Annotated in this window: 18 protein-coding genes and 2 pseudogenes; 3 read left to right on the top strand and 17 right to left on the bottom strand. The window is 28.7% G+C overall.

Annotated features, from left to right (window positions below; all coding sequences use genetic code 11):
* Window positions 1-4: 4 nt before the first annotated feature.
* From yidC to rpmH, 4 genes are read right to left on the bottom strand one after another with little or no spacing between them, the layout of a single operon-like run.
* Window positions 5-1600 carry a membrane protein insertase YidC gene (gene yidC / locus BGS43_RS00135; protein WP_057044652.1) on the bottom strand — a complete coding sequence of 532 codons (1596 nt, stop codon included), beginning with the start codon at window positions 1598-1600 and terminating at the stop codon, window positions 5-7.
* A complete protein-coding gene (gene yidD, locus BGS43_RS00130) occupies window positions 1597-1941 on the bottom strand; it encodes a membrane protein insertion efficiency factor YidD (RefSeq protein WP_072212086.1) in 345 nt (114 codons plus the stop codon). Before yidD ends, yidC begins: the two co-directional genes overlap by 4 nt.
* Window positions 1938-2264 carry a ribonuclease P protein component gene (gene rnpA / locus BGS43_RS00125; RefSeq protein WP_002776865.1) on the bottom strand — a complete coding sequence of 109 codons (327 nt, stop codon included), beginning with the start codon at window positions 2262-2264 and terminating at the stop codon, window positions 1938-1940. Before rnpA ends, yidD begins: the two co-directional genes overlap by 4 nt.
* Entirely contained in the window at window positions 2261-2395 is a 135-nt protein-coding gene (rpmH, locus tag BGS43_RS00120) for a 50S ribosomal protein L34 (RefSeq protein ID WP_002776864.1), read from the bottom strand. The genes rnpA and rpmH overlap by 4 nt, the downstream gene beginning before the upstream one ends.
* A 138-nt stretch (window positions 2396-2533) precedes the next feature.
* Here rpmH and BGS43_RS00115 point away from each other — a divergent pair, with 138 nt between their 5' ends.
* Genes BGS43_RS00115 through BGS43_RS00110 form a run of 3 tightly spaced genes read left to right on the top strand, consistent with a single transcriptional unit; the run spans window position 2534 to window position 4811 of the window.
* Complete coding sequence (locus tag BGS43_RS00115) at window positions 2534-3013, top strand: GNAT family N-acetyltransferase (RefSeq protein WP_002776833.1); 480 nt, start codon at window positions 2534-2536, stop codon at window positions 3011-3013.
* A complete protein-coding gene (locus BGS43_RS09710) occupies window positions 3010-3618 on the top strand; it encodes a uracil-DNA glycosylase family protein (RefSeq protein ID WP_002826252.1) in 609 nt (202 codons plus the stop codon). Before BGS43_RS00115 ends, BGS43_RS09710 begins: the two co-directional genes overlap by 4 nt.
* Window positions 3615-4811, top strand: a complete 1197-nt coding sequence (locus BGS43_RS00110) for a hypothetical protein (RefSeq protein WP_002784768.1) — start codon at window positions 3615-3617, stop codon at window positions 4809-4811. The genes BGS43_RS09710 and BGS43_RS00110 overlap by 4 nt, the downstream gene beginning before the upstream one ends.
* On the opposite strand, the pseudogene BGS43_RS00105 reads toward BGS43_RS00110, so the two are convergent.
* From BGS43_RS00105 to BGS43_RS00050, 13 genes and pseudogenes are all read right to left on the bottom strand, one after another.
* Window positions 4803-5176: pseudogene (locus BGS43_RS00105) on the bottom strand (YbgC/FadM family acyl-CoA thioesterase). The gene BGS43_RS00110 and the pseudogene BGS43_RS00105 sit on opposite strands and share 9 nt — an antisense overlap.
* Window positions 5177-5451: 275 nt before the next feature.
* Window positions 5452-6778, bottom strand: a pseudogene (locus tag BGS43_RS00095) (hypothetical protein).
* 41 nt (window positions 6779-6819) lie between these two features.
* Window positions 6820-7605 carry a hypothetical protein gene (locus BGS43_RS00090; protein ID WP_061474636.1) on the bottom strand — a complete coding sequence of 262 codons (786 nt, stop codon included), beginning with the start codon at window positions 7603-7605 and terminating at the stop codon, window positions 6820-6822.
* Window positions 7595-8281: a hypothetical protein gene (locus BGS43_RS09965; RefSeq protein ID WP_223207303.1), complete on the bottom strand. Its 687-nt coding sequence runs from the start codon at window positions 8279-8281 to the stop codon at window positions 7595-7597. Before BGS43_RS09965 ends, BGS43_RS00090 begins: the two co-directional genes overlap by 11 nt.
* Window positions 8272-9519 (bottom strand): hypothetical protein, encoded by a 1248-nt coding sequence (locus tag BGS43_RS09960; RefSeq protein WP_257841407.1) that lies wholly within the window; start codon window positions 9517-9519, stop codon window positions 8272-8274. Before BGS43_RS09960 ends, BGS43_RS09965 begins: the two co-directional genes overlap by 10 nt.
* 150 nt (window positions 9520-9669) lie before the next feature.
* A complete protein-coding gene (locus BGS43_RS09955; RefSeq protein WP_072222525.1) occupies window positions 9670-10248 on the bottom strand; it encodes a hypothetical protein in 579 nt (192 codons plus the stop codon).
* Window positions 10249-10272: 24 nt separating this feature from the next.
* The gene (locus BGS43_RS09950) at window positions 10273-10980 is read right to left on the bottom strand and encodes a lipase family protein (RefSeq protein WP_228762082.1); all 708 of its coding nucleotides are present in this window, start codon (window positions 10978-10980) and stop codon (window positions 10273-10275) included.
* The gene (locus tag BGS43_RS09945; protein WP_002826537.1) at window positions 10874-11209 is read right to left on the bottom strand and encodes a hypothetical protein; all 336 of its coding nucleotides are present in this window, start codon (window positions 11207-11209) and stop codon (window positions 10874-10876) included. The genes BGS43_RS09950 and BGS43_RS09945 overlap by 107 nt, the downstream gene beginning before the upstream one ends.
* A gap of 254 nt (window positions 11210-11463) precedes the next feature.
* A complete protein-coding gene (locus tag BGS43_RS00065) occupies window positions 11464-11856 on the bottom strand; it encodes a hypothetical protein (protein WP_002826535.1) in 393 nt (130 codons plus the stop codon).
* Window positions 11853-12320, bottom strand: coding sequence for a hypothetical protein (locus BGS43_RS09700; RefSeq protein ID WP_162137064.1), 468 nt, complete (start codon window positions 12318-12320; stop codon window positions 11853-11855). The genes BGS43_RS00065 and BGS43_RS09700 overlap by 4 nt, the downstream gene beginning before the upstream one ends.
* Before the next feature lie 68 nt (window positions 12321-12388).
* Complete coding sequence (locus tag BGS43_RS09940) at window positions 12389-12514, bottom strand: hypothetical protein (RefSeq protein ID WP_002826533.1); 126 nt, start codon at window positions 12512-12514, stop codon at window positions 12389-12391.
* A 68-nt stretch (window positions 12515-12582) separates the two neighbouring features.
* Window positions 12583-13431: a lipase family protein gene (locus BGS43_RS00060; protein ID WP_257841405.1), complete on the bottom strand. Its 849-nt coding sequence runs from the start codon at window positions 13429-13431 to the stop codon at window positions 12583-12585.
* A gap of 754 nt (window positions 13432-14185) precedes the next feature.
* Window positions 14186-14571: tRNA 2-selenouridine synthase (locus BGS43_RS00050; protein ID WP_180753334.1), on the bottom strand; the 386-nt coding region annotated here is incomplete at its 5' end.

The following is a 14571-nucleotide window of genomic DNA, read 5'->3' as shown; positions in this document are numbered from 1 at the left end:
TTTTTCACTCCGCTTGTTTTTTGTGATGTTCTTTTGCAAACATTTTATTGATTACCCATTGTTGTACCAAAGAACAAAGATTATTAACAAACCAATAAAGAGTAAGTCCTGCTGGGAAAGTGATAAAGAAAAAAGTAAAAATCACTGGTAAAAATTTCATAATCTTAGCTTGCATAGGATCTTGTATGGTCATAGGGGTAATAAGTTGTTGTAAAAACATCGTTACGCCCATTAAAATAGGTAAAATAAAATAAGGATCCATTACCGATAAGTCGTGTATCCAAAACGCCCAAGGGGCAGCTTTTAGCTCTATAGCATTGAGTAATACGCGATAAATAGCAAAGAAAATAGGAATTTGTAAAAGTATAGGCAAACATCCGCTCATAGGATTTGCACCATGTTTTTTATAAAGCTCCATCATGTGCATATTCATTTTTTGAGGATCGCCTTTATAGCGCTCTCTTAATTCTTTCATTTTAGGTGCTAAGTCTTTAAGTTTATTCATGGAAATCATAGATTTATAGGTTAATGGGAATAAAATTATACGAATAATTAAAACCATTATAACAATAGCCCAACCCCAATTTCCTATATGATTATGTAAAAAATTTAAAAATTCAAACATAGGCTTAGCTATAAAAGTAAACCAACCATACTCTACAACAGCTTCAAGACGCGGATCTATAGATCTTAAAATCACATGTTCTTTAGGGCCTATATAACCACCGGCTTTAAATTCATTATCACTCATCGCAAATACCAAAGGATTATCTTGAGTATCTTTACTGATAGTTACATTTAAAGGTTTTTCAAAATTATAAAAGAAGGTAGCATAATATCTATCAAAAGCCGAAGTCATCCAAGCATTTTTAATATTCTCATCCTTGTTCATATCGCCATCTTCATAAGTATGGATGGTTTCTTGATCATCCATAACCAAAGCTCCATGAACTGTATAGCTATCTACTGCTATGCTTGGACGATAACCTGGACTTATGAAATAATTTATATCTTTGTTTAGTTTAACTTCAATATCGTAATTACCCTTAGAATAAAAAGTGATTTTCTTTTCAACAATTAAATCTGAAAGCTGCTGGGTAAGTTTTAGTGTCTTGCTGCCATTTTCATCGATAAAAACTTCACTCATATCCGCAGCATAAGGCACGCTAAAGGCTTGTGTATTGATAGCAGGATCGCTAAAACGCATCTCTAAAGGATAAGGCAAATTTCCTTTAGTTATAAGATTGGTAGCTTCGCCTTTTTCATTTTGGTATTTTTTATCTTGAAGATAAAAATTTACAATTCTGCCTAAAGAGTCAATCTGCGCTTCAAAATGCTCGCTTTTAATATCGGCAATGATTTTATCTTGAGGTATTGTATTGCTAGTTGCAGCTACATTTAAATTCGCTTGTGCATTTTGTTGTGGAGCATTGATATTGGTTGCGTTTTGAGAATCAGCTTGTGTAGTAGTAATGTTTTGCTCTAATTTTATTTGTTGCTTAGGTATAAAAAAATAATCATACACAACAAAAAATAAAAAAGAAATAACCACAGCTAAAAGAATGCGTTTTTGCTGAAAAATATTATTCGAATTATTCACTTATTTGTCCTTTGAAAGATAATTTTAACAAGATAAAAGCTTTTATCCTGATGGTGGGGTATATATAAAAAATAAAGCTGTTTTTGCGCCAAAAAAATAGGCTTAAAACATAGATTGCAAGAAGTAATATTTTTAGTAATTTTTGGATAGTCAAATCCCCCTTTAAAAAAAGGATTGCATTTTAAAATTCTAAAAAAACTTGAAAAAAATGCAAGAATACAATTTCTTTTTTGAAATTGCCAAAAGGCGTATTCTGAACATGTGGGATAATATCTACAAACAGGGGGTTTTAAAGGGCTTAAAAATTTTTGATAAAAGCGAAGAGTTTTTAAACATACTATTTTAAACATTCTAGTTTTTTTAATCCCCATTTTAGATTTTTTTCTAATCTAGAAAAAGGAAATTGAGTGATTTCACTTTTGGCAACAAAAATATATTTTCCATTTTGAAGCTTGTTTTCAAATTGAGTAAATAAAGCTCTTAAAATACGTTTTGAGCGATTTCTAATCACTGCTTTTCCAACTTTTTTACTAGCAACAACTGCCATTTTTTGCTCATCATTTTTAAGATAAAAGATGATAATGCCATCGCAATACCACTTTTTACCTGTTTTATATACGGCTGAAAATTCTTCGTTTTCGCTGAATTTACCAAAAGTTTTCACACAGCGAGTCTTTTTCTACCTTTAGCGCGTCTTGCGTTGATCACCTTGCGACCATTTTTAGTCTTCATACGAACGCGAAAACCATGAGTGCGTTTTCTTGGAGTACCATGTGGCTGATAAGTTCTTTTCATTTAAATTTTCCTTAAAAAAATATAAAATAAGCTTGTATTTTATCTTAATCTTACTTATAAATTGCTTTTAATTAAGAGTATTTTTTATTTTATTTTGATAAATTTGCAAAATTAAATCAACAAAGGAATATTTAAAAAATGCCAAAATTTGAAATTACAACACTCAAGCGTGAAGAATTGGATATTTTGCTTGAAATGATTAAAGAATTTGCGCAATACGAAGAGATGGAAGATTCTTTACAATGTTCAAAAGAAAAACTTGAAACTTCTTTATTTGATAATCAATTTGCCCGAGCATTTTTACTTAAAGAAGATGAAAATATCATAGGATATATGATTTATTTTTATACTTTTTCATCCTTTTTGGGAAATGGTGGAATTTATTTAGAAGATATTTACATAAGAAAAAATTTTCGCAAGAAAGGTTATGGGCGAGCAGTTTTTAAATTTTTGGGACAAATATGCAAAAAAGAGAATTTAAAAAGACTTGATTGGGTGTGTTTAAATGAAAATATTTTAGGTATAAATTTTTATGAGGGTCTGAAAGCGCAGCATTTAAAACAATGGCGTAACTATCGTTTAAGTGGAGAAAATTTAGAAAAACTTTGTGAGCTATGATAAGAACTTTACATTATCTAAAGGCCATGGGTTATGATTTTACGGATGAGAATTTAAAACGCTATTCAAAAATAGAAAATTTTAAAGATTTAAGAAAAAACATCCAAGAATGCACTCTGTGTCATTTTTCCAAATCACGCTGCTTTACGCTTATGGAAAATGAGATAAAAAATGCTTCTCTTATGATCGTTGATACACTAGCGCATAAAAATGAAAATGAAAAAGGAGTTTTGTTAAATTCAAAAAAAGGAGAAAGATTAAAATTTTATCTCAAAGAAATTTTAGGACTTTGCGAGAAAGAATTTTATTTTTCTTATCTTTTTAAATGTTTTTCTAATGGAAAATTTGATGATTTTTCGCTACAATCTTGCTTGCCATTTTTTTGGAATGAGTTAGAACTTGTCCAGCCTAAAATGATTCTTTGTTTAGGTGAGTATCCTTTTAAAAGCTTGGGTTTTTCAGACTTTAACGCTCTTAGAGGAGAAATCTTTGCTTATAAAAATTTCTTTATAATGGCAAGTTTTGAGCTTGAATTTATAGAAAAAAATCCAAGCTGTGAAAAAATTTTTATACAAGATCTAAAAAAAATTAAAGGGTTTTTATGAAGAAAATATTTTTAATCTTATGTTTATGCTTTGGCTTTGTTTTTGCCAAGGAGCAAAAATTAGTCGATGTTAAACCTGCTGAAAATTTTTATCCAAAAATAAGCACACAAGAATGTGACTCAAACTGCCTACTAGAACTTTTAGAGGCAAGGCTTTATCTTAGTTTTTTGAGCGAATTTGTTGATCAACATGATCAATTTTTATCAAATATTTATGCCAAACTTTTAAATTCTATTACGGATTTTGACAAAAATTTACAAAAAATCACTTCTGTAAAGCTTGCCATCATCATACCTGAAAAAACTATAAAAAGTTATTCTAATACCATAATCAACTCAAGCATTGCCTATCTTTTAAGCCAAAGGGCCGAAATTAAAGTTAAAGTTTTTTTAACCGGCACAGAAGACAATGATAAAATTCGTTCAACACTCGAGCAAGTTCAAGCTCAAGGCTATCAATACGCTATTGCTGCACTAACACTTAAAGGCGTGAATCAATTAAAAGATTATTCAGGAGATATGAAAATTTTCATCCCTACTCTTCATAAAAATAATGTTTCTTTTTCAAATTTAAACAAAAATATAATCTTTGGAAGCATAGATTACGATGCTCAAGTGTTAGCGCTTTTAAACAAGGCAAATTCCGATATAGCGGCTTTTAGCGATGGATCTATGCTTTCGAGTAATTTAAATTCTCGCGTACTTGAACAAAATGCAAATACAAGATTTTATCGTGTTGAGGGAGAAAAACTTGATTTTTATAGACTCTTACGCTCGCAAGGCAGTTTAAATAATGCTTCAATATTTCTCAACACTCCTTTAATCAAAACAGCACTTATAAGCTCTCAATTACGCGTATATAACATCCAACCTTTTGTGCTCTTATCAACTCAAATCAATTATAATCCTACATTTTTAAGTCTTACTCAAGAAGGGGACCGTAAAAATTTTATTCTTGCAAATTCTATTGATAATCACGATGATAATCTATCATATCTAAACGAAATTTTTAATCAAAGCATAGATTACAACTGGATAGCATATGCTACGAGCATAGGAACAGATTATTTTTACACTCAATTTTTAAATACCAAAAGCGATAGCCTTTTTGATGAAAAAATTCAAAATTCTCAAATTTTATATAAAGTTCGCCTCATGAAAGGATCTAAAGCTAGTTTTGAAGAATTAAAATAATTCTTCAAAAAGCTTTTTAATTCCCGCATCTATCTTAGCAGGCTTCTCATTTTGAATATACGCAAGGGTAAGTTCAACCTTAAAAAGCAAAATCTCATCTCTATAAATCTCTTGCGCAATATCAACTGAAGCATTTTTTATTTTTAAAAGCTTTGTTTTAACCTCTATAATATCACCAAGTTTAGCTGACTTTATAAAAAAACAATTTGCTTTTGTTAATAAAAAATGTCCCTTATTAGCATCAAAAATCGGTACATTTTTAGCAAAAAAATTTCACTTCTTGCTCTTTCACAAAATTTTAAATAATTACTATGATACACTACTCCTCCAGCATCTGTATCTTCATAATATATGCGTATTTTCATTTTAGAATCCTCTTGTCAAAAATTCAATCAAAAACTAATGTATCAAAAAATATGTTAAATTTTTCTAATTTTAAACATATCTAAATGAAATTTTATCCCTATTTAAAAAGTAATCAAGCTTTACATTATTATAAAAATTAAAATTAAACTGCAGTTTTACTTTTTAAGATATCTTGAAGCTGCCATACAAAACAATATTAAAGAAGATAAGATTCTTTTTGAGAATCTTACTCTAAAAGCATTGGAAAAGTATATTAAAGATTTTGAGTGATTCTTTAATCTTTAATGCCATTTTCTTCGCCAAATTTTAGAATTTTAGCTCTAAGCTCCCTTGGGAAATTATATCTATAAATAGCAGGGATTCTTGGATCTTGGGAAATTATATCTATAAATAGCAGGGATTCTTGGATCAAGGAGTTTGTCTAAATATCCTCTTTTATAAATCCATTCTAATCTTTCAGGTGTAAAATAATAAGGGGCATTAGGATAGCCTTGAGGAGGAGTGAGGGCTGCGAGTTTAGCACTTAATATTAGGGTATCCATAGTCAGTTTAGCAGATCTTTCATCTCTTTCGTTTCTAATATCTACATCAAATCTAGTTACCATTCCATTTACATATCCATCCATATAATGATCAAATTCTTTCCTGCTTTCAGAGGTAGAATCCACATCTCTTGGATCTTTTAATTTACCTTTTTCAATATCATTATATAAAGCCCAAATGATTCTACCTTCTTCATCATAGGCAAAATCATATTTATTTAAATCAATCACCCAATCTACTCCTATAATCTCATCTATAAAAGGTAGCATGCCAAATTCATCAGGCTGTATAGTTTTAGCTAAATCTTTTACTAATTTAGCCCTTAAAGGATTTTTATGTATCCCTGCCATACCTATACCTATTTCTAAAAGATTATTAGCATAATTATAAATTCCTCTTTTCATACCTAATTCTTCATATCCTCCACCTGTGAGTTGAATATATAAAATAAAACATTGTATCATTCTGGCATTAAAGCCATGATTTTTAGAACGCACAAAATATTCAGGTTTTCCTAGTATTCCTGCTGCTATACCCCATTCTTGTCTAAAAAGAGAAGATTTTAAGGTTTCTTTATTATTGTTAACTTCATCATAAATATAGGCGTATTCTTCATTGATTAAATATCCTTTTTCATCTACATTAGCATAAGCATCATAGGGTATATCTATAACAGTGCTTCTTATACCACTTCTTATAATTAGATATTTATATCTTTCTCTTTTAGTTTTTAAAGATTTATAATAAGCTTTTTCTGCTTTAGTCCAAGGAGCTAAACTTCCCTTAATAGGATCTTTTAAATAAATGTTTTGCCATTCTTTAAATTCAAGCAAAGTAGAAGCTTGTCCTGTATAAAAGCTAGGATCTAAATATATTGGTTTATAGTCTTTGTAGGGGGAGTTTTTCATAATATAATAAGATTTAAAAACCGCTTTGGAATATTCTTCGGTATAATTGCCTGTGGGTTTAATATTTTCTTTAAATAGTATTTTATTGGTATCTTTTTCCACATCTAATGTTAATCCATCGGGTGTATAAATCTCATAAGTTTCGCTCATTATTTATCCTTCGTAAAATCCAATGTAAAATCCAAATAAACTCATCTATTAATTTTTCCTATCCATCTTATAATATTACCCTTATCATCAATCTCTACTTCTAAATCTTTGTATTTGTTGTAAAATTTAGGAGCTAAAATTTCATTAAAGTATTTTGTGCCTTTGGGGGTTGTTGCTACCCATATATTATATCCACTCCAATATCTTGGCATATCCCAAGAAGCAGCACTATGCATTGTACTATAAATTGTTTCTCCTTTTTTAAGTTTGGGTAGAGTATTTGCTGTGTATTCTTTGCCTTTATAGATTAAAATATCATCATAATATCCTTTTGAAAATGCATCAGTATAAAAGAAATTATCTCTAAAATATATCCAAGCTTGGTATTTATCTTCTTTATAATAAGATAAGTTTGAGGGATAGTCTATTTTATTTCTATCTTCTTCATCACAATAAGAACCAAAGTCTATATATCCTGCTAAGAATAGTTGTCCTAAGATGTTTATATATTCACTTATATAGGTAGGTTTGGGTGTATTTAAAGAGAAAGGGTTGCTAAGATTGTCAATGTTACAAGTACCCAATAAAATTGAATTATTACATTCCCATCTTGATGTGCCCATGCTTTTTCCGCAAATAAATAAAATATAATACTCAAATAACTCTAAAATATCCATTTTTGTTATCAGGAAAGAAGATATAATTAAAGAGGGATTATTGTAGACATTTTCTTTTAATTGTGTTTTCTTCCATAAGCTATAATCTATATCAAGAAAAAATATAGCACATTTTTCTTCTTTATTCCATTTGATATATTTATACTTCATTTTTCACCCCATTTTCTATATGTATTGTTCTAAGATTTCCTCTTGGTTTGTTAGAATTTATCTCTATGGTCTCGCCTCCACTTTTAGAAGCTTTTTTATATTGTATAATAGTTTGATCATCTAATTTTCTCATTTTTATGCCATTTCCCTTATCCGGCAATATTGTCGCATCTTTTGTAATTTCATCCCATATTTCTTTTATTTGTTTATTGTCCTTAGCTATATAGACATTGTTATTTTCGATAAATTGCTTATAGCCCATTTTATTTAATTCTTTAGAAGTCTTAAGATTGTATTTATTTTTTAAGACATCTATCGCTTCTTGTTTAGTGGCATATTTGGATTTTTTCTTAATAATATTTTTTGCATTTTTAGGATTTTTCACTGCACCAAGCATTGCTAAGGCATCACCGATAATGCTGACATTTTCAAGTGAATTTGAAATATCTTCCACTATACCTTCTAATGGGGTAAATAAAGGCTTTATGGCTCCGCTTGATGATTTTTCCCATTCTTTAAGTTCATCAAATATTATCTCAATAAACTCTCCACCACCATCTTGTGTTTGTATTCTTATAACATCATCAGGGATGATTTCTTGAGTATTGTTATAGTTTTCATTGGTGTGAGCTTGTGTGGTATTTGTATCATCTTTTATATTATCACTTATAAGCATATCTTTATTATTTGCGTTAAAATAATCCTTAGTATAAACATTAAAGCCTTAGCAATTTCAAAATCAATCTTTTGCATTTTTGCAGGAGCTAAAAAACTAAAATGATATTCGTTTAATTCTTTATTATCTTCTAAAGCATTTTTGATGATTTTATCATACTCATGTAGCTGTGTAAAATACCCTGCTCCTAGATCTTTGTTTTCAAATTCTTTATAAGCACTTTTATGAATCTTAGCAATGTTTTTGGGGATAATGAAATAAAGCTTGATTAAATTAGTATCAAAGCTAAGATTTAATTCTTTAAATTCATGATCTTTACTAAAGTCTTGTTTGAATTGATTAAGAATATTTAGATCCTCTATATCTTTTAAATCTATATTAAATTCATTTAAAGCTTTATCTTGTTCTTTTTTTTCATTATTGATTAAAAGATTATAGATAGGTAAATTATCTTTTTGAAATCTATCACTTTTATAATGAAGTCTTATTATAGCTTCTTTTAACTCTATTTGATTTTTACTTTGTTCTCCTAAGCCCTCTTTAGGATCAAAGCTGTGATCAAATTTAAACTTACTGGGAGTAAAGTTTACTTTTAAAGCAAAGCCTTCATCTGTTTTACAAGCTGAAATGAGTTCTTGTATTATAGCGTATTCTCCATTTACTTTCTTTTGAGATAAGGAGCCTTTAATATCCACTACCTTAGTACAAGAAGGATAACTTACATTAGCTATAGTGTGAGGACAAGCTACTATACTAGAATTTAATAAATCACTTTCTAGCATTATAGGGATACCATCACTTTTAAAGGATTTTCCTTTGTTTGATTTAAGTATGACTTTGCCTCCATGGATACATTCTAGGTTTTGATTTTCTAAAAGAGCGTGAAGTTTAGCTATGCTTTGTTTTTTATCTACTTGTGTGGTTTTTTGTTCTTTTAGAGTGTTTGAAATTAAATCTTTGTATTCTAAGCTTTGTTTGCTTAAGCATTCTAATTTGATATTTAAAGAATTTTCTATAATAGAATAATTAAGCAAGCAAAGTTCATCATTTTTATAAAAGATGCTAAGTTTTCCTAAACCACTGCTTTCATCTTTGGGAGAAAAATAATAACTGGGTATATCTTGTTTTATAAGATTATCTTGATCTAATTCTCCAAAGTAAAAAGGATTATTAGAAAGTTCACTTGAGCCTGTAAGGAGGGTGGAGTTTAGGAAGATATAAGCTTGATAGCTTTGCAACTCTTCAAAAGTAAAATCTGTCGTTACTTCTAATTTATAAAGTTCTTCATAAATGCTTTGACAATCAATGATGCTTTTGTTTTCACAAAATAAATACTTTTTTTATCTTTGTGGATAGAATATAAAAAGTCTCTACCTATCATAATTTTCCTAAATAATACCTATTTTGGCTTTTCCACTAAAATATAAAGCTTGCGATATTTTACAAACTCCACCTAAATACCGCTCATCCCAAATTTGATCTTTTAGCCTATAAACTTTTGAATTATATCCATATATTTTTGTTATATTGTTAATATTTTCAAGACATTTCATATCTTTATAAACTGCAATGAAAATTCTAAATTCCCCAATGGCAATTTTATGGGCTAAATTTTCTTGATTATTAATAAAGGAACAATCTTTTCTGTATTTATTAAAATCATTTTTATCAAGAATTAAAATATATTTTTCTTTTTCTTGCGCCTTTAAAATAAAATCTATAATTTCTGTTTGACTAATAATAGGAGTTTTATAACTTGTATAATAACTATCTCCAAGCTCTTCTAAAATATCATTGGTTTCTTGCATTATAGTGGCTATCAATGAAAGAAAGTATTCAAAATGATTGATTTTTTCTGGGGAGCTTCTAAAAAGCCCAAGAGGTCCATTTTTACGAGCAAAATTTTTATTATTAATATCATTATTTTTTAACACAAAAGTTTCTGTATAAATTTGAATATTTTTCATAAAATGATTTAAATTTTCCAAACTTTATTTTAAAGAATTATTTTTTATTATTTTATCTTCATTTTCCTTAAGCTCTAAAAGATAAGAATAAAAATAGAGAGTATTAACAAGAGGTTTTATGGACTGATCGTTTTTCCCTGTATATATATCTAAGGCATTGCTTGCACCATATTGAGCTGAAGCAATGATTTCAACTCCACCATTATCAAATACACAAACAATCTTTTCTGGATTTAAAATTTGCTCCACAATATTATTTCCAAGCAAATTAGCTAAGAATCTCATTAGCATATTATCTATTCCATCTATGGTAGGAGAATTAAAAGTATAAACTTTTGAAGCACTAAATTTTATTTGATTAAAATCGGTACAAAGTGTTCTATCGATTGTATCACAAAACTGCATTGCAACAACAGCTAAATATCCACCCAGAGAATGCCCTACAAAGGTAATTTTACTAGAATCTATATTATTTAGAATAGGTGCCATATCTAATAAAAATTGTTTTAAGGCATTAGCTTGAAAATCTCCTTTACCAAAAGTAAGTCCTATGTCCGCCAAAGTATCCATACTCCAAAACCCATCTGTCCCTCTAAATCCCACCACGAATTCATCTTTTTGCTTATCATAAAATAAAGTAGCAGAAAAACCACTTAAAGTATTGGGTTGGTGAAATTTGATTATATAGCGTTTTGCAAAAATTTTGTGTTTGGATTTCTCTAAATTCACCATTGAGTTTTGGATAAAAAACTAACGAATCATCATAAATAAAATAATCTCTATAGTCTTTAGACAATGCTTTATAATATTCAAATTTTTCTATATTTTCTTTATCTTTTAAGATTCTTTCTGTTCCTATTGTGAAATCATTAGTTTTTTGTCCATCAATATAGATAAGGTTGAAATAGCTTGCCCAAGCTAACTCAGCATAGTCTCTAAGATTCTTGATTTGTTGCTTCATACTTTTTCCTTTTAATCAAATATAAGATATAATAAAATTGCCAATGGACAATATAACAATAATAGAAGAAACCTTATCAAATATTTTTTAATTCTTGTTATTAAAAATAACCATAGATTGACTACTTATTGGAGGCAAAATTATCCATCCAATCACTATGAGAAATTCCTTAAATCTATCTGGATTATGTCCAACAATAGGAGATATAAACCAACCTACAACACATAATATAATCCAACAAATATAAAGTATTTTTAAAATCCGCATTCTATTCCCCTAAACCACACCACGAAACCATCTTTGTGTGTATCATAGAACAAAGCAGTAGAAAAGCTTGACTCTGTATTTGGTTGATGGATTAATAAATCATATCTTTCAAAGAATTGTTTGGCTTGGAGTGGGGAGAATTCGCCATCAAATAAGGAATTATATTCCATATTGAGAATGTCGGTGTAGGTAGCTTTGGCATTTTGTACTTTTTCATCGCTTTTCTTTAAATCATTTATTTTTGCATATAAAGTTTTAAACTTATCTTTATCCTTTTCATCAAAGCTATATTGCTTGTCTATAAAGTCAAAATAACCATAACTAGCCCAAGCTAGTTCTGCATTGTCTCTAAGCTTTTTAATCTGTTCTTTATTGTTCATTTTATTTCCTTTTTAAAATAAGCACAATTTTCATAATTTTCACGCCATTCAAGCTCATAAGAAGCAACACTCTTTGTTGTAAGATACTTCCTTCTATTATGCCATTCTACATAGAAAAAAACTTTTTTTAATGGTAAAATTTCATTAGTAGTTTTATTTTTTTCTATGTCCAATCCTAGACTAAACGATAAACGCCCTTTGTCTCTATCTTCATTAAAACTATATAATTCTATATTTTCTCTTTGGATATATTGACTATTTGAAACATTGGCCATTCCTTTATTTCCCTGTAAAACTTCTTCAAAATTTGTGTTAAAATAAGCTAATAATTTATTATAGTATTCCTTGTCTATCTTACCACCATTAGACTGATATATTTTGGGTTCTAGCTTACACATCTCTTTAAATTCGTGATAACTCGGTTGTAGGTTATAAGGCGCAAACCACCCCCAACCAAATATCATACTCCATATAATTATCAAAGGAAGTAGAATAAAACTTGATTTTTTAGAATCTTTTTAAGTCTTATCATTTATACACTCTCTTTAGATTCTATATTATTATAAGCAAGTTGTCTATAATATGGTGCAATATCTGCTAAGATAGGGATAGCATTAATATCGAGTGTCATCATTGTTGTATGAGTAGAAAGACTCATTGTTATCCCATAGTATTGACTTTGTTTTTCTTGGATTATCTTGTGTAATATCTTTCGTATCTTACTTTCTAAGAAAATATTATCTTTGCCAAATCTCTTGCTCTATTTGCTATATTTTCTATTTCTTCTTTTATAAATCTTTCTTGTTGTTCTTTACTGTGACATATAAAGAGTTTTACTATATAATCATAAGGAGGTGCTATCTTTCTAGCTCCAGGTGTATTATAAGTATATAAAGCTTTGATATTGTTTCTATTCTTATCATCACAGATACTTAAAGCAAAGAGTTGTGCAAGACAGCCTCCAAGAGAGTGTCCTGTAATAGTAAGAGAATCTTTTTCTTTGATTTGTGGATAATCTTTAATACAAGTTTCATAAAAGTTTATCATATCATCATATTGGACTTTAGATATAGAGCCTATGGCTAAAGAAGCATCAGCTACAAACAAATCTTTAAAGGAGCTCATTTCTGTTCCTCTAATGGCTAAAATATAATTGATATAGCCATATTCACTGGTATAGCTTTTTTCTTTTGTTTTACTATCAATTTGTTTTCTTTTTTCTCTAAACAAAGTAGCAGAAAAACCTGAATCTGTATTGGGGCAATGTTTTAATAAATCATAGCGAGAAAAGAATTGTTTAGCTTGGAGTGGGGAGAAGTCGCCATTGAGAGTGCCAATTTTAATATCTTTCTTTAAAGATGAGTCATATTGATATGCCTTATAATTTTTATGACTAATATCCAAGACATTAGCTTGAGTAATGTGTTTATTAAAGAAAGCAGATTCTGTAGTTTCATCTTTAATTTTAATGAAAAAATCATTCTTGTCATGTGTTACCAAATCAAAATAACCATAACTTGCCTGTGCAAGTTCCGCCATATCCCTTAGTTTATTAATAAGTTCTTTATTGGCCATTATTTATTCCTTATATTATTATTGATAAAGATTGCCACAAGCGAGCTCATCCTCTATAAACTCAAAATTCATATTACCCTCATTGCCTTCTAACACATACCTTCTAGTATTCCAATATGGACTTATGCATATCAACAATCTTGTGTAAAGGCATTTGCATATTTTTTGTTTTTAGTGCAATATTATCCATCTCTATCTTTTCTTGAAAATTTGAAGGAGTTTTGTAAGTATCATCGTAATATATAAAGCCACATTTCTATCATACTATATTTTTTTACATGTCGAAAATCATCTATGTCACCTAACTTTTTATCAAAATACCCTAGAATCTTATTATATTTCTCTTCGTTATTAGGAAGTTCATTTAACTTACGCATATTCCTAAATTGCCAATAACTAGGCTCTAAATAATAAGAATAAGGAGTATAATAAAAGATAATTAAGCCTATGCTTCCAAGAAAGACTAAAAACTTTGAAACGCTTTTTGTAGATTTAAAGATGATTTTATAAATAAATTTTAATATAAGATAAGAAAGAATAGTAGAAATTATAATAAGAAGTAATATGTATGTCATGGGTTATCTCCTTAGACTCTCTATTTTATTAAAATTAAGATGTAATTTTGTGGTTTAGTGTTAGCAGTATAACTTTTTCTTTATCATTAAAACAATAGAGCTTGTTTTTTCATATATTTTTATCCTTTATAGTTTATATTTTTAGTCTTTGATTTGAGAGATAGGTTCTTTAGAATTCATCAGTAACTTTGTCCTGTATATTTTTCATCACTTTTTATAAATTTACCATTGGTAAAATAATGAAAAGATCCTCCACCTGCACTTTTACGACTTATGCTTGAAAAGCTAAATCCTCTTCCTTCATCTCCAAATAATCCATAATTTTTTACTTTATAATCTATCATGGTAGCAAAAACAACAGGATATTTTTTACCCTCACACACATAATAAGTTGTCATACCTAAATAAGGTCTTAATTTTTTATAGTTTTCTTCACCCATATATGCTTTAAATTGATCTTCATAGTATGCAAATTCGGGTTTATCATCGAAGTTAAAATCATAATCTGGGTCTTTTACATCATAATTATAATCATTACGATAATATTTACAACCATTAGAAAGGA

It is taken from the genome of Campylobacter sp. 110, assembly GCF_002383965.1.
Lineage (GTDB): Bacteria > Campylobacterota > Campylobacteria > Campylobacterales > Campylobacteraceae > Campylobacter_D > Campylobacter_D coli.
Note: the sequence above shows the minus strand (reverse complement) of the source record. Positions and strands in the feature narration are given on the sequence as shown.